At 64.3% G+C, this 19,682-nt stretch carries 17 protein-coding genes; 16 read left to right on the top strand and 1 reads right to left on the bottom strand.

All coding sequences use genetic code 11. From position 1 onward, the window contains the following. Position 1: 1 nt before the first annotated feature. The 13 genes from nuoF (at position 2) to HGK27_RS12820 (ending at position 14,440) form a co-directional block, all read left to right on the top strand. Positions 2-1,297 (top strand): NADH-quinone oxidoreductase subunit NuoF, encoded by a 1,296-nt coding sequence (nuoF, locus tag HGK27_RS12880; protein ID WP_206241059.1) that lies wholly within the window; start codon positions 2-4, stop codon positions 1,295-1,297. Continuing rightward, positions 1,297-3,312 (top strand): NADH-quinone oxidoreductase subunit NuoG, encoded by a 2,016-nt coding sequence (gene nuoG / locus HGK27_RS12875; RefSeq protein WP_206241058.1) that lies wholly within the window; start codon positions 1,297-1,299, stop codon positions 3,310-3,312. The genes nuoF and nuoG overlap by 1 nt, the downstream gene beginning before the upstream one ends. Before the next feature lie 41 nt (positions 3,313-3,353). Continuing rightward, entirely contained in the window at positions 3,354-4,373 is a 1,020-nt protein-coding gene (nuoH, locus tag HGK27_RS12870) for an NADH-quinone oxidoreductase subunit NuoH (RefSeq protein WP_407674638.1), read from the top strand. Then, the gene (gene nuoI, locus HGK27_RS12865; protein ID WP_068089104.1) at positions 4,370-4,855 is read left to right on the top strand and encodes an NADH-quinone oxidoreductase subunit NuoI; all 486 of its coding nucleotides are present in this window, start codon (positions 4,370-4,372) and stop codon (positions 4,853-4,855) included. The genes nuoH and nuoI overlap by 4 nt, the downstream gene beginning before the upstream one ends. An 11-nt stretch (positions 4,856-4,866) precedes the next feature. Further along, complete coding sequence (locus HGK27_RS12860) at positions 4,867-5,484, top strand: NADH-quinone oxidoreductase subunit J (RefSeq protein ID WP_206241056.1); 618 nt, start codon at positions 4,867-4,869, stop codon at positions 5,482-5,484. A gap of 10 nt (positions 5,485-5,494) precedes the next feature. Further along, entirely contained in the window at positions 5,495-5,800 is a 306-nt protein-coding gene (gene nuoK, locus HGK27_RS12855; RefSeq protein WP_068089098.1) for an NADH-quinone oxidoreductase subunit NuoK, read from the top strand. Between the two features lie 6 nt (positions 5,801-5,806). Then, positions 5,807-7,861, top strand: coding sequence for an NADH-quinone oxidoreductase subunit L (gene nuoL / locus HGK27_RS12850; RefSeq protein WP_206241055.1), 2,055 nt, complete (start codon positions 5,807-5,809; stop codon positions 7,859-7,861). A 27-nt stretch (positions 7,862-7,888) separates the two neighbouring features. After that, positions 7,889-9,424, top strand: coding sequence for an NADH-quinone oxidoreductase subunit M (locus tag HGK27_RS12845; RefSeq protein ID WP_206241053.1), 1,536 nt, complete (start codon positions 7,889-7,891; stop codon positions 9,422-9,424). Continuing rightward, a complete protein-coding gene (gene nuoN, locus HGK27_RS12840; protein ID WP_206241051.1) occupies positions 9,424-10,881 on the top strand; it encodes an NADH-quinone oxidoreductase subunit NuoN in 1,458 nt (485 codons plus the stop codon). The genes HGK27_RS12845 and nuoN overlap by 1 nt, the downstream gene beginning before the upstream one ends. Before the next feature lie 11 nt (positions 10,882-10,892). After that, positions 10,893-11,603 carry a biotin--[acetyl-CoA-carboxylase] ligase gene (locus HGK27_RS12835; protein WP_206241049.1) on the top strand — a complete coding sequence of 237 codons (711 nt, stop codon included), beginning with the start codon at positions 10,893-10,895 and terminating at the stop codon, positions 11,601-11,603. A gap of 48 nt (positions 11,604-11,651) precedes the next feature. After that, positions 11,652-12,431 carry a type III pantothenate kinase gene (locus HGK27_RS12830; RefSeq protein WP_206241047.1) on the top strand — a complete coding sequence of 260 codons (780 nt, stop codon included), beginning with the start codon at positions 11,652-11,654 and terminating at the stop codon, positions 12,429-12,431. Between the two features lie 62 nt (positions 12,432-12,493). Then, positions 12,494-14,143, top strand: coding sequence for a ribonuclease J (locus HGK27_RS12825; RefSeq protein WP_206243143.1), 1,650 nt, complete (start codon positions 12,494-12,496; stop codon positions 14,141-14,143). A 6-nt stretch (positions 14,144-14,149) separates the two neighbouring features. Continuing rightward, positions 14,150-14,440 carry a DUF1467 family protein gene (locus tag HGK27_RS12820; RefSeq protein WP_206241046.1) on the top strand — a complete coding sequence of 97 codons (291 nt, stop codon included), beginning with the start codon at positions 14,150-14,152 and terminating at the stop codon, positions 14,438-14,440. A 179-nt stretch (positions 14,441-14,619) separates the two neighbouring features. Here the strand turns inward: HGK27_RS12820 and HGK27_RS12815 are convergent, their stop codons facing one another. Beyond that, on the bottom strand, positions 14,620-16,998 hold the full coding sequence (locus tag HGK27_RS12815) for a coiled-coil domain-containing protein (protein WP_206241044.1): 2,379 nt from the start codon (positions 16,996-16,998) through the stop codon (positions 14,620-14,622). Between the two features lie 120 nt (positions 16,999-17,118). Between HGK27_RS12815 and HGK27_RS12810 the strand changes: the two genes are divergently transcribed. From HGK27_RS12810 to HGK27_RS12800, 3 genes are all read left to right on the top strand, one after another. Then, positions 17,119-17,421 (top strand): Hpt domain-containing protein, encoded by a 303-nt coding sequence (locus HGK27_RS12810; protein ID WP_206241043.1) that lies wholly within the window; start codon positions 17,119-17,121, stop codon positions 17,419-17,421. 134 nt (positions 17,422-17,555) lie between these two features. Then, on the top strand, positions 17,556-18,776 hold the full coding sequence (locus HGK27_RS12805) for a hypothetical protein (RefSeq protein WP_206241042.1): 1,221 nt from the start codon (positions 17,556-17,558) through the stop codon (positions 18,774-18,776). A 24-nt stretch (positions 18,777-18,800) separates the two neighbouring features. Beyond that, positions 18,801-19,679, top strand: coding sequence for a hypothetical protein (locus tag HGK27_RS12800; RefSeq protein WP_206241041.1), 879 nt, complete (start codon positions 18,801-18,803; stop codon positions 19,677-19,679). The last annotated feature ends 3 nt before the right edge of the window (positions 19,680-19,682 follow it).

The raw sequence follows: 19,682 nt of genomic DNA, 5'->3' as shown, positions 1-19,682 counted from the left end.
CATGGCCCTTCAGGACAAGGATCGCATTTTCACCAACCTCTACGGCTATCAGCCGTGGAATCTGGACGCTGCCCGCAAGCGTGGCGACTGGGACAACACCAAGGCGCTGCTGGAAAAGGGCCGTGACGGCATCATCCAGGAGATGAAGGATTCGGGGCTGCGCGGGCGCGGTGGCGCCGGCTTCCCCACCGGCATGAAGTGGAGCTTCATGCCCAAGGAAAGCCGCGACGGTCGTCCCAGCTTCCTGGTCATCAACGCCGACGAATCCGAGCCCGGCTCGTGCAAGGATCGCGAGATCCTGCGCCACGATCCGCACAAGCTGATCGAAGGCGCGCTGGTCGCCGGTTTCGCGATGGGGGCCCGCGCGGCCTACATCTACATTCGCGGCGAATACATCCGCGAAGCCGAAACCATGTTCGCCGCCGTGGCCGAAGCCTATGACGCGGGCCTGATCGGCAAGAACGCCTGCGGTTCGGGCTATGATTACGACGTCTTCGTCCATCGCGGCGCGGGCGCCTACATCTGCGGCGAAGAAACCGCGATGATCGAGAGCATCGAGGGCAAGAAGGGCCAGCCCCGTCTGAAGCCCCCGTTCCCTGCCGGTGCCGGCCTCTATGGCTGCCCGACCACGGTGAACAATGTGGAATCGATCGCCGTGGCGCCCACCATCCTGCGCCGTGGCGCCGGTTGGTTCGCCAGCTTCGGTCGCGAAAACAACAAGGGCACCAAGCTCTTCCAGATCAGCGGGCACGTCGACCGTCCTTGCGTGGTCGAGGAAGAGATGAGCATCTCCTTCCGCGAGCTGATCGAAAAGCACTGCGGCGGCATTCGCGGCGGTTGGGACAATCTGCTGGCGGTGATCCCCGGCGGTTCGTCGGTGCCGCTGGTGCCGGCTGCCGAGATCATGGACTGCCCGATGGACTTCGATGGCCTCAAGGCTGTCGGTTCGGGTCTGGGCACCGCTGCCGTGATCGTGATGGACAAGTCCACCGACATCGTGCGCGCCATCAGCCGCATCAGCTACTTCTACAAGCATGAGAGCTGCGGCCAGTGCACTCCCTGCCGCGAAGGCACGGGCTGGATGTGGCGCGTGATGGAGCGCATGCGCACGGGTGACGCGGCGGTCGAGGAAATCGACATGCTGTTCAACGTGACCAAGCAGGTCGAAGGCCACACCATCTGCGCTCTGGGTGACGCGGCCGCATGGCCGATCCAGGGCCTGATCAAGCACTTCCGCCCCGAGATGGAACGTCGCATCGCCGCCAAGGGCGGTGCGCTGCAAGAGGCAGCCGAGTAATGCCCAAGGTCACAGTCGACGGCGTCGAACTCGAAGTTCCTGCGGGCGCCACCGTCCTGCAGGCCTGCGAGCTGGCCGGCAAGGAAATCCCCCGCTTCTGCTATCACGAGCGCCTGAGCATCGCCGGCAACTGCCGCATGTGCCTGGTGGAAGTGAAGCCCGGACCGCCCAAGCCGCAGGCCAGCTGCGCGCTGCCCGCCGCAGAAGGTCAGGTGATCCGCACCGACAGCGAGATGGTCAAGAAGGCGCGGGAAGGGGTGATGGAGTTCCTCCTCATCAACCACCCGCTCGACTGCCCGATCTGCGATCAGGGCGGCGAATGCGACCTTCAGGACCAATCCGTAGCCTATGGCCGCGGCCACTCGCGTTACCACGAGCACAAGCGCGCGGTGACCGAGAAGTATATGGGCCCGCTGATCAAGACGGTGATGACGCGCTGCATCCAGTGCACGCGCTGCGTCCGTTTCAGCGAGGAAATCGCTGGTGTGGATGAGATCGGCGCGCTCTATCGCGGCGAAAACATGCAGATCACGACCTATCTGGAAAAGGCCGCGACGCATGAGCTTTCGGCCAATGTCATCGATCTGTGCCCGGTTGGCGCGCTCACCTCGCGCCCCTACGCCTTCGAAGCCCGTCCCTGGGAACTGAAGAAGACGCTGGGCATCGACGTGTCGGACGCCACCGGCGCCAACATCCGCATCGATGCGCGCGGTCGCGAAGTGCTGCGCGTTCTGCCGCGCAACAATGACGACGTGAACGAGGAATGGCTGAGCGACAAGGGCCGCTATCAGGTTGAAGGCCTGACCAAGCGCCGCCTCGATCGCCCCTGGATCCGCCGCGACGGCAAGCTGACCGTGGCGAGCTGGGAAGAGGCGCTGCACGCTGTTGCCAGCATCAATCCCGGTCATTCGGTGGCCGCGATTGCTGGTGACCTGCTCGATGCCGAGACCATGTTCGCCGCCAAGAAGCTGGTGAACGCGCTGGGTTCGCATCTGCTGGAAGGCCGACAGACGGGGCTCGCCTATGATTGCTCCAATCTGGCGGCGGTGAACTTCAACACCACCTTCACCGGCATCGAGAGCGCTGACGCGATCCTGATCGTCGGCAGCCAGATCCGCAACGAGGCTCCGCTGCTCAACGTCCGCCTGCGCAAGGCGGTGAAGAAGGGCGCGAAGGTCTTCATCATCGGCCCCGCATGGGAAACGACCTATCCGGCCGAATTCCTGGGCGCCGATGCCGCGATCCTGAACAATCTGCCTCAGCATGTGGCCGATGCACTGGGTGCTGCCCAGCGTCCGGCTGTGATCCTGGGCGGGGCGGCTCTGGCCAAGAACGCGCTGGGCGCGGCTCTGTCGCTGGTCGCCAAGTTCAATCTGGTGCGCACGCTGGAAGACGGTTCGGTGTGGAACGGCTTCAACGTTCTGCATATGGCCGCCAGCCGCATGGCCGGCCTGATGCTGGGTTACGCTCAGAAGGGCGGTATCGCCGATCTGGTCGCCGCCGCGCCGAAGCTGGTCTTCTCGCTGGGCGCCGATGAGGTGGATTACAGCAAGTTTGCCAACAGCATGGTCGTCTACATCGGCCATCACGGTGACAAGGGCGCTCACGCCGCCGACATCATCCTGCCCGGCGCCGCCTTCACCGAGAAGGACGGCACCTATGTCAACACCGAGGGCCGGGTGCAGTATGGCGAGCGCGCCGTCTTCGCTCCGGGTCAGGCCCGTGAGGATTGGACGATCCTGCGCGCTCTGGCTGACGCTTTCGGCGTGAATGTGGGCTTCGACAGCTTTGCCGAGCTGCGCTCGACGCTGGTTGCCGAATATGCCGCTTTCGGTGAAGAAGGTCTGGTCGATTACGGCGCTCTGCCTGCTGGTGGCGGTGAAGCTGCCGGCGAGATCGCCTATCCGATCGCCGATTTCTATCTGACCAACCCGATCGCGCGGGCCAGCGAGACGCTTCAGCGTTGCTCGGCTGAACTGCTGCACGGCGAGATCCAGGCGGAGGCCGCAGAATGAGCTTTTTCCGACCCCCGACCCAGCTTTTCGAAAGCTGGGGGATGGGCCATGATCTGGCCTTCCTGATCGCCACCGTCGTCTGCATTCTGGCCATCTGTCTGCCGGTGATGCTCTCGGTCGCCATGGTGATTTACGTCGACCGCAAGATCTGGGCCGCCATGGCGCTGCGCCGTGGTCCCAACGTGGTCGGCCCGCTCGGCCTGCTGCAGTCCTTCGCGGACGGTCTGAAGGTGTTCCTGCAGGAAACCATCATTCCTTCGGCGGCCAACAAGGGCCTGTTCCTGATCGGCCCGATCGTCACCTTCACGGTGGCGCTGCTGGCCTGGGCCGTTATCCCCTTCAATTCCAACGCCATTCTGGCCAACATCAATGTCGGCCTGCTCTACATCCTCGCGATTTCCTCGCTGGGTGTTTACGGCACGATCATGGCCGGTTGGGCGTCGAACTCGAAGTATCCCTTCTTCTCGGCGATGCGCGCTTCGGCCCAGATGATCTCCTATGAAGTCTCGATCGGCTTCATCCTGATCTGCGTGGTGCTGTGGGCGGGGTCCTTCAATATGGACGCCATCGTTCAGGCGCAGAAGGGCCATGTCTTCGGCTTCTTCAACGGCTTCGCGTTCAACCCGCTGCTGTTCCCGATGTGGGTGATGTTCCTGATTTCGGGCATGGCCGAAACCCAGCGCGCGCCTTTCGATCTGGCCGAAGCGGAATCGGAACTCGTCGCCGGTTACCAGACCGAATATTCCTCGATGGCCTTCGCGCTGTTCTGGCTCGGCGAATATGGCAACGTGCTGCTGATGTGCGCGCTGAACGCCACGCTGTTCTGGGGCGGTTACCTGCCGCCGCTGGAAATTCCCCTGCTTTACGCCGTGCCCGGCATCATCTGGCTGCTGCTCAAGATCGCTTTCGGCTTCTTCGTGTTCAGCTGGGTCAAGGCCACCGTCCCGCGCTATCGCTATGACCAGCTGATGCGTCTGGGCTGGAAGGTCTTCCTGCCGGTTTCGCTTTTCTTCGTCTTCCTCGTCAGCGGTTGGCTGATGGCAACGGGGCACTTCGCATGACAGTCGCTCAGCTCGTCAAGAGCTTCACCCTCTGGGAGTTCGTGAAGGCTCACACCTTGACCTTGAAGTATTTCTTCAAGCCCAAGGCGACCATCAACTATCCTTTCGAGAAGAACCCGCTTTCGCCGCGTTTCCGTGGTGAGCATGCGCTGCGCCGCTACCCCAACGGGGAAGAGCGCTGCATCGCGTGCAAGCTGTGCGAGGCCGTGTGCCCCGCTCAGGCGATCACCATTGAATCGCAGCCGCGCGATGACGGCAGCCGCCGTACCACGCGCTACGATATTGACATGACCAAGTGCATCTTCTGCGGCTTCTGTCAGGAAGCCTGCCCGGTCGATGCCGTGGTCGAGGGGCCGAACTTCGAGTACGCGACGGAATCGCGCGAAGAACTGCTCTATGACAAGGCGAAACTTCTGGCCAACGGCGACAAGTGGGAGCGGGCGATTGCCGCGAACCTTGAAGCCGATGCGCCCTATCGTTAAGGGGCCGCGCCATGATCCAACTTCTTGCTTTTTATCTGTTTGCCACGCTGGTGATCGTCTCGGGCCTCGCGACGATCCTCGCGCGCAACCCGGTCCATTCGGTGCTGTGGCTGATCCTGGCTTTCTTCAACGCCGCGGGCCTGATGGTTCTGGTCGGCGCTGAATTCATCGCCATGCTGCTGGTTATCGTTTACGTGGGCGCCGTCGCGGTGCTGTTCCTCTTCGTGGTCATGATGCTCGACATCGACTTCGCCACGCTGCGGGCCGGTTTCGTGCAGAATGCGCCGCTCGGCCTGCTGATCGCTCTGGCGCTGGTCGCCGAGCTGCTGATCGGCACGGGCGCGGTCAAGTCCGGCGCTCTGGTGCTGGGCGTGGCTGACGGGCAGGGGGCCACCCCCGCCGGTCTGTCGAACACCGCCGCCATCGGTGCGCTGCTCTATTCGCGCTACATCTTCCTGTTCGAAGCTTCGGGCGTGATCCTGCTGGTCTCCATGATCGGCGCGATTGTGCTGACTCACCGCAAGCGTGGTGACGTGCGCACCCAGAACATCTCGAAGCAGGTCGCCCGCCGTCCCGAGGACGCGACTGTCAACCTCAAGCCCGCGAGCGGGCAGGGCGTCGAGCTGTAAGGAGACGACTGTGATTACGATCGGACATTACGTCTTCGTCAGCTCGGTGCTTTTCGTGCTGGGCGTGCTGGGGATCTTCCTCAACCGCAAGAACATCATCATCATCCTGATGGCGATCGAACTGATCCTTCTGTCGGTGAACATCAATCTGGTGGCCTTCAGCGCCTTCCTCCACGATCTCGTGGGCCAGATCTTCGCGATGTTCGTGCTCACCGTTGCGGCGGGCGAGGCGGCGATCGGTCTTGCGATCCTCGTGATCTACTTCCGTGGCCGCGGCACCATCGCCGTGGACGACGTCAACCGGATGAAGGGGTAAATCTTCGTGCATCCTATCCTCTTCATCGTTTTCGTCCCGCTTCTGGCGGCGGCGATCGCGGGCCTTGGCAACAAGGCGCTGGGCAAGATCCCGGCCAAGGTCATCACGACCGGCGGTCTGTTCCTGTCCTGCTTCCTGTCCTGGCCGATCTTTCTTTCCTTTTTGGGCGGCCATGCTGAACCCTCGGTGACTCCGGTCCTGAACTGGGTTCAGTCGGGCGGTCTGCAGTTCAACTGGGAACTGCGCGTCGATACGCTGACCGCCGTCATGCTGGTGGTCATCACCAGCGTGTCGAGCCTGGTCCACCTCTACAGCTGGGGTTACATGGATGAAGAGCCGGATCAGCCGCGCTTCTTCGCCTATCTCTCGCTGTTCACCTTCGCGATGCTGATGCTCGTCACGGCCAACAATCTGGTCCAGATGTTCTTCGGCTGGGAAGGCGTGGGTCTGGCCTCGTATCTGCTGATCGGCTTCTGGTTCCGCAAGCCTTCGGCCGGCGCTGCCGCCATCAAGGCTTTCGTGGTCAACCGCGTGGGCGACCTTGGCTTCATGATGGGCATCTTCGGCGTCTTCCTCGTCTTCAAGACGGTGTCGATCCCCGAAATCCTGGCTCATGCGCATGACTATGCCGGTTCGACCATCGGTTTCCTCGGCTACCGTGTCGACACGCTGACCGTGCTCTGCCTGCTGCTGTTCATCGGCGCGATGGGCAAGTCGGCCCAGCTCGGCCTGCACACCTGGCTTCCCGACGCCATGGAAGGCCCGACCCCTGTGTCGGCGCTGATCCACGCGGCCACCATGGTGACCGCCGGCGTGTTCATGGTGTGCCGCCTCTCGCCGCTCTTCGTCGAGAGCGAGACCGCGCTGCATGTCGTCACCTTCGTGGGCGCTGCCACCTGCTTCTTCGCTGCCACCATCGGCACGACGCAGTGGGATATCAAGCGCGTCATCGCCTACTCGACCTGCTCGCAGCTGGGTTACATGTTCTTCGCCGCTGGCGTGGGCGCTTTTGGCCCGGCCATGTTCCACCTCTTCACGCACGCCTTCTTCAAGGCTCTGCTGTTCCTGGGCGCCGGTTCGGTGATCCATGCCATGCATCACGAGCAGGACATGCGTTACTATGGTGGCCTGTGGAAGAAGATCCCCTGGACCTTCGCGGCAATGATGGCGGGCACGCTGGCCATCACCGGCGTCGGCCTTGAGGAAATCGGCGGTTTCGCCGGCTTCTACTCGAAGGACGCGATCATCGAGGCCGCCTATGCCAAGGGCACTGGTCTTGGTCACTTCGCGGCCTGGATGGGCATCATCGCGGCCCTGCTGACCAGCTTCTACTCGTGGCGTCTGGTGTTCCTCACCTTCTTCGGCAAGCCGCGCTGGAACCAGTCGGAGCATATCCAGCACGCTGTTCACGATGCTCATGGGCATGGTCACGACGATCACGCGCATGGCCACGATCACCACGACTATGCTCACGGCCACAAGCATGATGATGACGGCACCGCCGGTTATCACCCGCATGAAAGCCCGCTGGTCATGATGATCCCGCTGGCGATCCTCAGCTTCGGTGCGGTCTTCGCGGGCGCCATCTTCCACCATGCCTTCACCGGCATCGAAGGAGCCCCCGAATTCTGGCGCGGTGCGCTGGTGTTCAACACGGAACTGGCTGAAGCGGCAGAGCATCTGCCCGCCTCGATCAAGCTGGCTCCCTTCATCGTGATGCTGATCGGCGCGATTACCGCATGGGTCTGCTATCTCAAGGTTCCCAGCATCCCCGCGGCCTTCGTCAAGGCGTTCAAGCCGCTGCACACCTTCGTCTACAACAAGTGGTTCTTCGACGAACTCTATGACTTCCTGTTCGTGCGCACGGCCTTCGCCCTGGGCAAGATCTTCTGGAAGAGCGACAAGGCTGTCATCGACGGGCTCGGCCCCGATGGCGCGGCCTGGGTCGTGGCCAAGGGTTCGGTGGGCGCACGCAAGGTGCAGTCCGGCTTCCTCACCAGCTATGCGCTGTGGATGCTGGTCGGCCTTGTGGCTGCGGTCACCTGGGTGTTGAAACATTAAAGGCATCAGCGACAGGGCACGCAAACAATGAACGGTTTTCCAATCCTTTCGCTGATGCTGGCGGTTCCGCTGGTCGCGGCCATCGCATGTCTCTTCGCTGATGCGAAGGGCGCGCGCTGGATCGCGCTGGCGGGCACGCTGGTGGACTTTGTCCTCGGCATCATTCTCTGGACCCACTTCGAAGTGGGCGGCGCGCAGTGGCAGTTCCAGGAGAGCGTTCCGCTCTTCGCGGGCTTCAAATGGGCGCTGGGTATTGACGGTATCGCGCTGACTCTGATCGGCCTGTCGGTGCTGCTGATGCCGATCTGCATCGGCGCCAGCTGGCACGCGATTGAAAAGCGCGTGCCGGAATATATGGCCGCCTTCCTGCTGATCGAAACGTTGATGATCGGCGTGTTCACCGCGCAGGACATCTTCCTGTTCTACATCATGTTCGAAGCCGGCCTGATCCCGATGTACCTCATCATCGGCATCTGGGGCGGTGCGGATCGCATCTACGCCAGCTACAAGTTCTTCCTCTACACGCTGCTCGGCTCTGTGTTGATGCTGATTGCGATGATGTGGATGGTGAATGAGGCCGGCACCACCGATGTGCCCACCCTGATGGCCTACAACTTCCCCGTTGCTGCTCAGAAGTGGCTGTGGCTCGCCTTCTTCGCCAGCTTCGCGGTGAAGATGCCGATGTGGCCGGTCCACACCTGGCTGCCCGACGCCCACGTTCAGGCGCCGACCGCCGGTTCGGTCATTCTGGCTGGCGTGCTGCTGAAGATGGGTGGTTACGGTTTCATCCGCTTCAGCCTGCCCATGTTCCCCGAAGCCTCGGCCTATTTCGCGCCGTTGATCTGGGGCCTGTCGATCGTTGCGGTGGTCTATACCTCGCTGGTCGCTCTGGTGCAGACCGATATGAAGAAGCTGATCGCCTATTCGTCGGTGGCGCATATGGCCATCGTGACCGTTGGTCTCTTCGCCTTCAACCAGCAGGGTCTGGAAGGTTCGATCGCGGTCATGCTGGCGCATGGTCTGGTCTCGGGCGCGCTGTTCCTCTGCGTGGGCGTCATCTATGACCGCCTGCACACCCGCGAGATCAACCGCTACGGCGGCCTGTCGATCAACATGCCGAAGTATTCGCTGTTCTTCATGTTCTTCACCATGGCGTCGGTCGGCCTGCCCGGCACCGCCAACTTCGTCGGTGAGTTCCTGTCCCTGGCCGGTATCTACCAGGCTTCGAGCTGGATCGCGCTGATCTCCACCACCGGCATCATTCTGGGTGCGGCTTACATGCTGTATCTCTACCGCCGCGTGGCTTTCGGTGAGCAGAAGAACGCTGATGCCGCCGCCATGCCCGACATCGACGCGCGTGAGTGGCTGCTGCTGGCCCCGCTCGCCGCGCTGACGCTGTGGATGGGTGTCTATCCCGAAACCTTCATGGCGCCGGTGCATGCCGATGTCGCCCATCTCGACGCGCGCCTCGCCCAGGCCAAGCCCAAGGGCGACGCGCAGGTCACCGCCGGCCATCCCGAGGCCAAGGCGGAAGAAGCGCACGCTCAGGGGAGTGCTGAATAATGAATCTTCTCACATCCCTGGGCCTCGTGCTGAGCGAGGAAGTCCTCAGCGTCGTCGGGCTGCTGCTGCTGCTCGTCTCGGCATGGGGCGGTGACAAGGCCGCCCGCACCATCTCGCTGGCCGCGATCCTCACGCTGGCTGCTGTCGGCGTGCTGGCTGTGCCCGCCCTGACTCTGGGCAGCCACGGCGCCGAGGTTTCGGCCTTCTCGGGCCAGTTCTCGAAGGATGGCTTTGCCTCTTACGCCAAGATCCTGATCTATCTGAGCGCCGCCGTCACGCTGGTCGTGGCCCCCAAGTTCTTCGAGAAGGCGGGAACCTACCGCGCCGAATTCCCGATCCTGGTGCTGTTCGCGGCGCTGGGCATGGGGATCATGGTCTCGGCCACCGACATGCTCACGCTGTATATCGGTCTGGAAATGAACTCGCTGGCCTCCTACGTGTTGGCAGCTATGCTGCGCACCGATGAGCGTTCGGCGGAAGCGGGCCTGAAGTATTTCGTGCTGGGCTCGCTGGCCTCGGGCATTCTGCTCTTCGGCATCAGCCTGACCTATGGCTTCACCGGTTCGACCCAGTTCGACGCCATTCACGCCGCTCTGGGCCATGGCATGACCACCGGCGCGCTGTTCGGCATCGTCTTCGTGCTGGCTGGCCTCGCCTTCAAGATCAGCGCCGTGCCGTTCCACATGTGGACGCCCGACGTTTATGAAGGCGCCCCGACCCCCGTCACCACCTTCTTCGCCACCGCCCCCAAGGCGGCCGCTCTGGCCCTGACCATTCGTGTCGCTCTGGGTGCTTTCGGCACGCAGTCGGACGCATGGCAGCAAATCGTCATGTTCGCCGCCATCGCCTCGATCGTGGTCGGCGCGCTGGGCGCCATCGGGCAGGGCAACATCAAGCGCCTGCTGGCTTACTCGTCGATCAACAACGTCGGCTTCATGCTGCTGGGTCTGGCGACGGGCACGGCACAGGGTGGCTCGGCCATGCTGGTCTATCTGGCGATCTATGTGATCACCTCGCTGGTCAGCTTCGTCTCGGTGCTGATGCTGACGGATGAAGACGGCAACCAGATCGAGAAGATCGCCGATCTGGCCGGTCTCTCGCGCGTGAAGCCGGGTCTGGCCGCGGCTCTGGCCATGGCGATGTTCAGCCTTGCGGGCATTCCGCCGCTGTTCGGCTTCTGGGGCAAGTTCGTGGTCTTCATGGCCGTGGTGAAGGCGGGCTATGTTCCGCTGGCCGCCATCGGTATCGCTGCCAGCGTCATCGGCGCCTTCTACTATCTGAAGGTCGTCAAGGTGATGTTCTTCGACGAGCCCTCGGGCAAGATCGGTGGCAAGTGTGATCTGGTCTACACCGCTCTGGTCGCCATCGGCTGCGTGTTCCTTTCGCCGCTGGGCTATCTGCTGACCGGTCCGCTGGGCCGTCTGGCTGATACCGCCATCGCCAGCCTGATCCACTGAGACCCGATCTTTTGATCGAAACCGTTGCCGTCACCGGCTCGACCAACGCCGACCTTCTTGCAAGGTTGGCGGCGGGCGAGCCGCTGGGCGACGGTTTCTGGCTTGTCGCCCGGCGCCAAAACGCCGGGCGAGGTCGTTTGGGGCGCATCTGGAACGATGGCGCGGGCAATTTCATGGGCTCGGGCGTGGTGCGTCTGACTCAGACCGATGCCCATGCCGGCTCGCTGGCGCTGGTTGCCGGTCTGGCGGTGCATGAGGCTGTCGCGCCCTATGTTCCGGCCCCCCATCGTGCCATGCTGAAATGGCCCAACGATCTGCTGGTCGATGGCGCCAAGCTGGCCGGTATCCTGCTGGAGCGGATCGGCGATGCTGTGGTTGTCGGCATCGGCGTCAATCTGGCGCAGTCGCCCAGCCTGCCGGATCGCGCCACCTGCGCTCTGGCCGATCTGGTGCCCGCGCCCGATGTCGATGCCTTTGCCGAAAGGCTGACCTCCGCCTTTGCCGCGCAAGTGGCGCTGTGGCGCAGCTATGGCCTCGGCCCGCTGATCAGCCGCTGGCAGGCAGCGGCGCATCCTGTTGGCACGCCATTGTCCGTGTCAGAACCCTCGGGCAGCACGCTGCATGGGTTTTTTGCCGGGCTCGATGAGCAAGGGGCCTTGCGTCTCTCGCTGGCAGACGGCACCACGCGCATGATCCATGCGGGCGATATCAACCTCGCCTGACTTGGGGTAACACAAAACCAGTCGACACAATCGCTTGAGGGGATTGCCATGCTGCTCGCCGTCGATGTCGGCAACACCAATGTCGTCTTCGCCCTGTTCGACGGGCTGACGATCAAGGCGCGCTGGCGCATCGCCACCGATCCGCGCCGCACCGCTGACGAATATGCCGTCTGGCTGATGCAGCTGCTCTCGATCGAAGGGCATATGCGCGCCGTGGTGGAAACCATCATCATCTCCACCGTGGTGCCGCGCGCGCTTCACAATCTGGAGGTGCTCTGCACCAAATATTTCAATGTCGAGCCGCTGATCGCCGGGCAGGGGGCCGCCAGCTACGGGATCGATATCGATGTCGACCAGCCCAAGTCGCTGGGTGCGGATCGCGCCGTCAATGCCATTGGCGCGCATGCCAAATATCCCGGCGATCTGATCATCGTCGATTTCGGCACGGCCACCACCATTGATGCGGTGGATTTCAACGGGGCCTATAAGGGCGGGATTATCGCGCCGGGGCTCAACCTGTCGCTGGACGCGCTGGTGGGCAACACCGCCAAGCTGCCACGCATCGCCATCGCTCACCCCGCGACGGACAATGTGATCGGCACCAACACCGAGGATCAGATGCTGATCGGCATCTATTGGGGCTATGTCTCGATGATGGAGGGGCTGATCACCCGCATGCGCCACCAGATCGGCCGCCCCGCCAAGGTGGTGGCGACAGGCGGTTTGGCGGTGTTGTTCAACGGCCATCCGGGGCTGTTCGACGCGGTTGACCCGGACCTTACGCTTGACGGGCTGGCGCTTCTGGCCCAGCGAGCCGCCACACGTTAAATATATTACGCGCAGAGGCAGGCGCCTCCATGATATGATGCGCGGCTTGAAAGGACAGAACGCTGAAACCGGGTGACGAACTGCTATTTTGCGCGCTGGGGGGATCCGGCGAAATCGGCATGAACGTCAACCTCTATGGGTGCGACGGCAAATGGCTGATGGTCGATCTGGGGATGACCTTCAGCGGCAATGAATATCCGGGCATCGATCTGGTCTTCGCCGATCTGGATTTCATCGAGGAGCGCCGCAAGGATCTGCTCGGCGTGGTGCTGACGCATGCGCATGAGGATCATATCGGCGCGGTGCCCTATTTCGCCGCGGATCTGGGTGTGCCGCTCTATGCGACGCCCTTCACCGCCAAGCTGGTCGCCGCCAAGCTGGACGAGGCCGGGCTGACCGATACGGTCGAGCTGATCGTGATCGATCACCTCGACCGTTTCGCGCTGGGGCCTTTCGGCATCCGCTATGTGCCGTTGGCGCACTCGATTGCCGAGGGCAATGCCCTGCTGATCGACACGCCCTATGGCAAGATTTTCCACACCGGCGACTGGAAGCTCGACAAGGAGCCGCTGATCGGCCAGCCCGCCACCCCCGAGCAGCTTACCGCCATTGGCGACGAGGGCGTGCTGGCGGTGGTCTGCGACAGCACCAATGTCTTCAACCCCGAACCTTCGGGCAGCGAGGGCGAGGTGGCGCGCGGGCTGATGGAGGAAGTGGCCCGCCACAAGGGCAAGCGTGTGGTGGTGACCACCTTCGCCTCCAACGTGGCGCGTTTGAAGACACTGGGCAAGGTGGCCAAGGCCACCAATCGCCAGCTCTGCGCCTCGGGCCGCTCGCTGGACCGGATCATCGCCAGCGCCAAGGCCTGCGGTTACCTCAATGATCTGCCCGATCTGATCGATGCCGATCACGCCATGGACTTGCCGCGCGGTGAGGTGCTGATCGTCGCCACTGGCGGTCAGGGCGAGCCGCGTGCGGCCTTGGCCCGCATCGCCGACGACAATCACCCGATCAAGCTGGACAAGGGCGATGTGGTGCTGTTCTCCAGCCGCCAGATCCCCGGCAATGAGATCCCCATCGGCAAGATCCAGAACCAGCTGGCGGCCAAGGGTATCTCCATCGTCACCGATCGCCAGTGCCTGATCCATGTCTCCGGCCACCCCGGGCGCCCCGAGCTGGAAGCGCTCTATGGCTGGCTGCGCCCCGAAATTCTGGTGCCCGTGCATGGCGAGGTGCGCCATATGCGCGAGCAGGGCCGCGTCGGCAAAGCCAAGGGCATCAAGCATATCGTCAATCAGGTGAACGGCGATCTGGTGCGTCTGGCGCCGGGCAAGCCGGGCAAATTTGACGAAGTGCGCCATGGCCGTCTGGTGCTGGATGGTGACATCATCGGGCCTGCTGACGGCGAGGCGGTGGTGATGCGCCGCCGTCTGGCGCATGCGGGCATCGTGGTGGTGGCGCTGGCCGGGCAGATTGGCGCCAAGAGCGGGCGCGTCCGCGTGGAAGGCATCGGCCTGCCGCTGGTCGAGGATTACGACCAGTTCGTTGAGGAAGCCATCGGCGATGTGGTGAAGGCCATCAGCAAGCTGAAGGGCGGCGATGCCCGAGATCGCGATGCCATCACCGAGGCAGCCCGTCTGGCCGCGCGCCGTGCCGCGCTGCGCTGGTGCGGCAAGAAGCCTCAGGTCAAGGTGATGCTGCTGGAGGGTTGATCTGCCATGCGCTGGACGTCGATTCTTGCGATTTACCTGCTGTTCTGGGTGATGTCGGCGTTTCTGGTGATGCCTTTCGGCATCCGCACGCATGAGGAACAGGGCGAGGAGCTGGTGAAGGGGCAGGCGACCAGCGCCCCCGCCAACTTCCGCCCCAAGCGGGTGGCTCTGCGGGCCACGCTGCTCTCGGCGGTGGTGTTCGGCCTGTTCTATGCCAATCTGCACTATGGATGGGTCACGATTGACGATGTCAGCGTGATCCATCCGCCAGCCTCGCTGAAAGGCGCTGGTTACTAAGCCTCCGATATAGGGGGAGGCAGGGCAGGCCGAAGCGATGCTTCGAGCGGCCTCTTTTCACTGAAGAGCAATCCGGTTGCGCGCCAATCCCTGCGCTTTGCCCGGTTTGGCTTATTACACGCCGTGCTTCGCCGACAGCACCGGGCGGCGTGGTGAACGCCGCCTCAGTCTCTCAGCCGTTAATTCCGCAGGCGCTCGATCGCCTGAGCCAGCGCCACATAGAGCTTGCCCACATCCGAGGACAGCAGCGTCACGCCCAGCGCATGACCATCACGCGTGGACAGCAACTGGCGCAGCAGCCCCTCGAAATCATGGATGTAGCGGTTGACCTCGACCGCAAAATGCGGGTCGTTCTCATAGGTCGACAACACCGATTTGGCCTCGGCATTGTCGAGCAGGCGCACGGCGCGGCGGGTGAAGATGCCACGCTCGCCGCGCAGATAGGCGGCCCATGCCGTCTCGCCGATTTCGGTGTCCAGTGCCTTGGCGATATCGATGGCGCTGGAGTTCAGCGTCTCGGTGATCGAAGCCACGCGGCGGGCGAAATCATTGTCCACCTGCTCCTCGGCGCGGGCGCGGGCATCGCTGACACGGCGCTCCAGCCGGCCTGCCAGCTCATCGACCTGACCCATCTGCACCTTCAGCTGCACCGCAGCCTCCTTGGCGAGGCCTGCGGCATGGGCGGCGGATTGCTCCAGCTGACCGGCGATTTCGGCGCTCTGGTTGCGCATGGCGCGCTCGATGGAGGCGGCGCTGTCAGCACCCAGCTTGCTGGCCAGCGTGGCGACACGCTCGGCGCCTTCCTCCTCGATGGCGGTCACGGCCTGACGCGCAGCCTCACCCAGGGCCTTGATGGCGGTCGCCAGTTCACCCTGAGCGCGAGCGGCCAGCTTCTCGCTGTCGCGGTCCATCACCACCAGAGCGGCCCGCAAGGCGGCCAGAGCCTCGCCATGGGCGGCCACGCGGTCATCCAGCCCATCATGCAGCGTGCCCAGCGCATGGGTGGCATTCGCGATGCGGGCTTCGGCGCTGGTGACATGCTCGGCCAGCGCCTCGCCCGAAGCGCGGGCCTTGGCCATGTTTTCGGTAAGCGCGGCCACGCGGCCCCCGTAATCGGCCAGACGCGATTCGCTCTGCCCCAGCGAGGCCGGCAGTTCTTGCGACGTATAGCGCGCACTGGCCTGGATCAGCTCCAGCAGGCGCACGCTGGCCTCGGTCAAGGCGGCGACACTGCTGTCGGCCTCGACAAGGCGGCGCTCCATGGCATCCATGCGCTCGCTCATCGTGTCCATCGAGGCGCGGCTGCCTTCGCCGATCACTGTCAGGCGGGCATCCAGCGCCTCGTAGCGCGCGGTGGCGACGCGGGCGGTCTCGCCCAGCGCCTGCGCCTGAGTCATCTGGTCGCGCGTACGCTTCTCGATCTGGCCGTCCATATCGCGCAGCTGGCCCTCGATGCGCTCGATCACGCCCTGCCATTCGGTCAAGGCGCTGGCCTCGCTCTCACGCAAGGCACGCGCCACCGTGGAGGTTTCATCGCGCAAGCCGGACAGACGCGCCCGCAGCGAGGTCAGGCTTTCGGCCTCCTCATTGTCCAATTGCACACGGGTTGCGGCGATTTCCTCATTCAGCGCGGTGGAACGGCGGCGCAGCGTGTCGCGCGCCTCTTCCTCATGCTTCTCCAGATCCATGGCGAAGCCTTGCGAGCGCTTGTCCAGCGCCTCGAACTGGTCGTCGATCGATCCCAGAAGCTGGCTGACGCGCCCGTCCAGCTCGGCCATGGTCTGCTCGACGCCCTCGCGCAGACTCAGCACCTGCCGCTCGCTGGCGGCGCCGAAATCATTCAGGCGGTTGAGGCCATAGATCATGTCCTGCAGATGGGCCTGAGCCACCCGCCCGGTGTTGGCGATGTTGTTTGCCAGATCCTTGGTGGAATTGCTGATCACCGGCAGATGCTCGCGCAGGCGTTCCATATTGCCCATGGCGGCGTCGCTGACGGTGTTGATCACCTCCAGCCCCGCGGCATTGTCGCGCACCAGACCGGCCAGATGATCGCCATGCTGGGTCAGGCGCTCCACCGTCTGGCGGCCGAGCGAATCGAGATCGCGTGACTGGGCGGCGATAAAATCGCGCGCCAGGCTCAGCTCGCGGTTCATGGCGGCGAGCCGCTCTTCCAGCGCCAGGGATTCGCTGCGCAAGGTCCGCGCCGCATCGCCCATGCGCAGGGCCGAGCGTGTGCCGCCCATCTGCAAGGCATAGGCCAGCATCGCCAGCAGCACGGCAGGGCCGCTCCACAGGGCGATCAGCATCACCGTGGTGGCCGGCAGCAGATTGGCCTCGCCCCGGTTGATCCAGACAAAGGCACCGGTCCAGACTGCCAGCAGCACCAGCGCCAGAATCGGCAGCACCGGGCGGCGAGGGGGGACAGGCGAATCGCTCTGCTCCACCTCATCCTGCCAGCTTGCGGCCGGGGCGGGCATATCGAAAGCATCATCGCTCAGCGCTGAGAGATGCGCGGTTTCACGCGCCGGGCTCTCCTCCGTGCCGAGCTGATCCCCCAAAGCTGCCCCGCCTTCCGCCGCAGCGGCTGCGTTGTCCTGTCTCGATGCCATTGTGGGACGATAGCACGAAAGAGGCGCCGTTAAACTGCTCTTCATCTTACCCCTGTATGTTTCCCCCTTATGGCCTATGAAGCTGGAGCACTCGACGCGACCATCGCCGCTGCCGCTGGCGACGATCAGGCGCTGTTTCTGGAATTGCGCAGCGCGTTTCTGGACAGTCTGACTCGCCAGATCGACCTGCTGCGCCGCGCCCGCTGCGATGCCAATTGGGAAATCGCCGCGCTGCGTCTGCGCGGGCTTGGTTCCAGCTTTCAGGCCTGGCCGCTGATCTCCCTGGCCGAGGAAGCGCTGCATGCCGCCCCGGGCGAGCCGGTGGTGATCCGCAAATTGCAGGCCTTCGCGCAGGATTTCGCCGAAGCCTGATCGGGTTTGAGGGCCGTTCGGCAATCTGGCTGCCAATCTTCCTTGGCAGTCAGCCCGCCCTCCTTTACACACCCCTGATCCCTCCTTCCGGGACGTTTTTGCGGAGAGCCCGGCTGCGTATCGCCCTGCTATCATTGGTTGAACCGACAGGGCCGGATCATGGCACGGCTGCGGCAGCAACCCAGAGCACGCCTGTGGCCGTGGGCGCCCTGCGCGTGGGCGGGCTTTCGCTGGCGCGGCATCAGCTGGGCCTTGCCCTGGCGCTGGGCTGCGAGCGGATCATCTGCGCCACCCATCCCCATGAGCCCGAGATGCCCGTGCTGCGCCAAGCGGCGGAGGATGCCGGGGCCTCGTTTCATGCGGTGCCCGGCGTGCGCGGCATGCTGGGTCTGGTCTCGGTGGCGGACGATGTGATCGCCTTTGCCGAGGGGCTGCTGGTGCTGCCCGAACTGATGCTGCCGCTGATCGAGGATGGGGCCTGCGTGCTGTCGCAGCCCATCGAGATCGGCCTCGCCGCCGGTTTCGAAAGGCTGGACATCAACCACGCCTCGGCCGGCGCGCTGCGCGTGCCGGGCCGCCTGATCGAACGTCTGGCCGGCGTGCCCGACGATGCCGATCCTTTCTCGATCCTTCAGCGCGTGGCGCTGCAATCGGGCGTGGGTCAACGCGTGCTGCCCGCTTCGGCGCTGGAGCCCGGCCATTGGCAGCTGGTCCGCAACGATGAGCAGGCCCATGCCGTGGAGGAGGGCTGGTTCCGCCTGCACACCCATGACGGCGGGGCTCAGGGCCTTTCCGGGCGGGTCGCGCGGCGCGGGGTGCGGCTGCTGGGCCCGGCGCTGCTCCATGCGGGCAGTGGCGGCACGGTGGTGGCGCTCGCGGGTCTGGTGCTGTGTGCTCTGGCGCTGGTGACGGGGTGGTTTGGCTTCACCGCCACGGGCTGCGTGCTGGCGGCAGGGGCTTGGGTGCTGTTTCTTTCGGCGTCACTGTTCGGGCGGGTCGAGCGGCGCTCGCTGCGTCTGGCGCGGCCGCGACTGGCGCCGATGCGCGTCTATGGCGGCGTGCTGGATCTGACGCTGGCGCTGCTGCTGCTGTGGAACGAAAGCCCGCGCATGGGGCAGGAGCTGGCCTATCGCGCTTTCGAGCCGGTGATGCTGCTGGGCCTGCTGCGTCTGGCCTCCGCCCTGATGCCGCCGGAACGTGCGGCATGGGTCAGCGACCGTGCGCTGCTGGCGGTGCTGCTGGGGGCTGCCTCGATGGTCGGATGGCTGGATAGCGCGATCATGGCGCTGGCGCTGCTCTATCTGGGGCTGGCGCTGAATGCCGTGCATCGCGCGTCACAGCTAACATCAGCTTAACCTTGTTGCGCTAGGCCGGAACCCATGCGACCCGCGCCGACAGAACAGGAAGACCCCGTCGAGGCGGGACTGCGCGCGGAATTGGCGCGCGGCGATGGCCTTGCCTCGGGCGTGGGGCCGGTGCTGCGCCACCTTCTGGTCCATGACGACCGCGAATTCTTCGCCGATGATGTGCTGGCTGCCCTGCGCGGCATGATCGCCGATGCCGCCGCGCAACTGGCGCCAGAGGAGGCGCAGGATCATGACACTGCCGCTCTGGTGGAGGTGCCGGGCCTTGTGCCCATGGCCCATGCTCTGGCGCTGGAAACCCATGTGACGCGGCGCCTGCAGGAAGTGCAGGGGATCGATCCGGTGCTTTCGCCGCTGCTTCAGGCCTTGATCGCCTCCGCCGATGCCGAGACTTCGGCGCTGGCGATGCAGGTGCTGGCCTCGCAGGCGCGCTTCGTCCAGCAGCAGCGCCGCATGCAATGGCCGCTGCGCGAATGGCCCGCCGAACTGCTTCACGGCGCGCTGCTGGCCGCTGACACCACGCCGGACCATCACGCCGCCCTGCGCACCGATTACAATGAGGCTGCCACCCGCCTTGGCCTGCTCTCCCGCCTGATCGGGGCGATGGGGCCGGGCGTGCTGGCCGCGCTGGACCTCTCGCATGCCGGCGTGGCGCTGTTTGCCAGCGCTCTGGCCCATGCCAGCGGGCAGAGCCGGGCTCAGGCGCTGCTCTCGCTGCTCTCGCGCCATAAGGCCCGCCTCGTGCTGGGGCTGCGCGCCGGGGGGGTGAACACCAGCGGCATCGAAGCGGTGCTGCTCGCCCTGCATCCCGGCGCGACCCTGCCCGAGGGGCTGGGCCGCATCACGCCCGATCGCGCTGCCGCCCTGCTGACATCATCGCCGGGGGAGGGCTAAATC

This window comes from Novosphingobium terrae (assembly GCF_017163935.1).
Classification (GTDB): domain Bacteria; phylum Pseudomonadota; class Alphaproteobacteria; order Sphingomonadales; family Sphingomonadaceae; genus Novosphingobium; species Novosphingobium terrae.
Note: the sequence above shows the minus strand (reverse complement) of the source record. Positions and strands in the feature narration are given on the sequence as shown.

What these genes read in the sequence shown, in the direction of transcription:
- HGK27_RS12820 (WP_206241046.1), top strand. Translation starts at nt 14,150, where the DNA reads ATGCGCTGGACGTCGATTCTTGCGATTTACCTGCTGTTCTGGGTGATG.
- nuoH (WP_407674638.1), top strand. Translation starts at nt 3,354, where the DNA reads ATGGGCCATGATCTGGCCTTCCTGATCGCCACCGTCGTCTGCATTCTG.
- HGK27_RS12860 (WP_206241056.1), top strand. Translation starts at nt 4,867, where the DNA reads ATGATCCAACTTCTTGCTTTTTATCTGTTTGCCACGCTGGTGATCGTC.
- HGK27_RS12845 (WP_206241053.1), top strand. Translation starts at nt 7,889, where the DNA reads ATGAACGGTTTTCCAATCCTTTCGCTGATGCTGGCGGTTCCGCTGGTC.
- HGK27_RS12830 (WP_206241047.1), top strand. Translation starts at nt 11,652, where the DNA reads ATGCTGCTCGCCGTCGATGTCGGCAACACCAATGTCGTCTTCGCCCTG.
- HGK27_RS12810 (WP_206241043.1), top strand. Translation starts at nt 17,119, where the DNA reads ATGGCCTATGAAGCTGGAGCACTCGACGCGACCATCGCCGCTGCCGCT.
- HGK27_RS12800 (WP_206241041.1), top strand. Translation starts at nt 18,801, where the DNA reads ATGCGACCCGCGCCGACAGAACAGGAAGACCCCGTCGAGGCGGGACTG.
- nuoN (WP_206241051.1), top strand. Translation starts at nt 9,424, where the DNA reads ATGAATCTTCTCACATCCCTGGGCCTCGTGCTGAGCGAGGAAGTCCTC.
- nuoG (WP_206241058.1), top strand. Translation starts at nt 1,297, where the DNA reads ATGCCCAAGGTCACAGTCGACGGCGTCGAACTCGAAGTTCCTGCGGGC.
- nuoI (WP_068089104.1), top strand. Translation starts at nt 4,370, where the DNA reads ATGACAGTCGCTCAGCTCGTCAAGAGCTTCACCCTCTGGGAGTTCGTG.
- nuoF (WP_206241059.1), top strand. Translation starts at nt 2, where the DNA reads ATGGCCCTTCAGGACAAGGATCGCATTTTCACCAACCTCTACGGCTAT.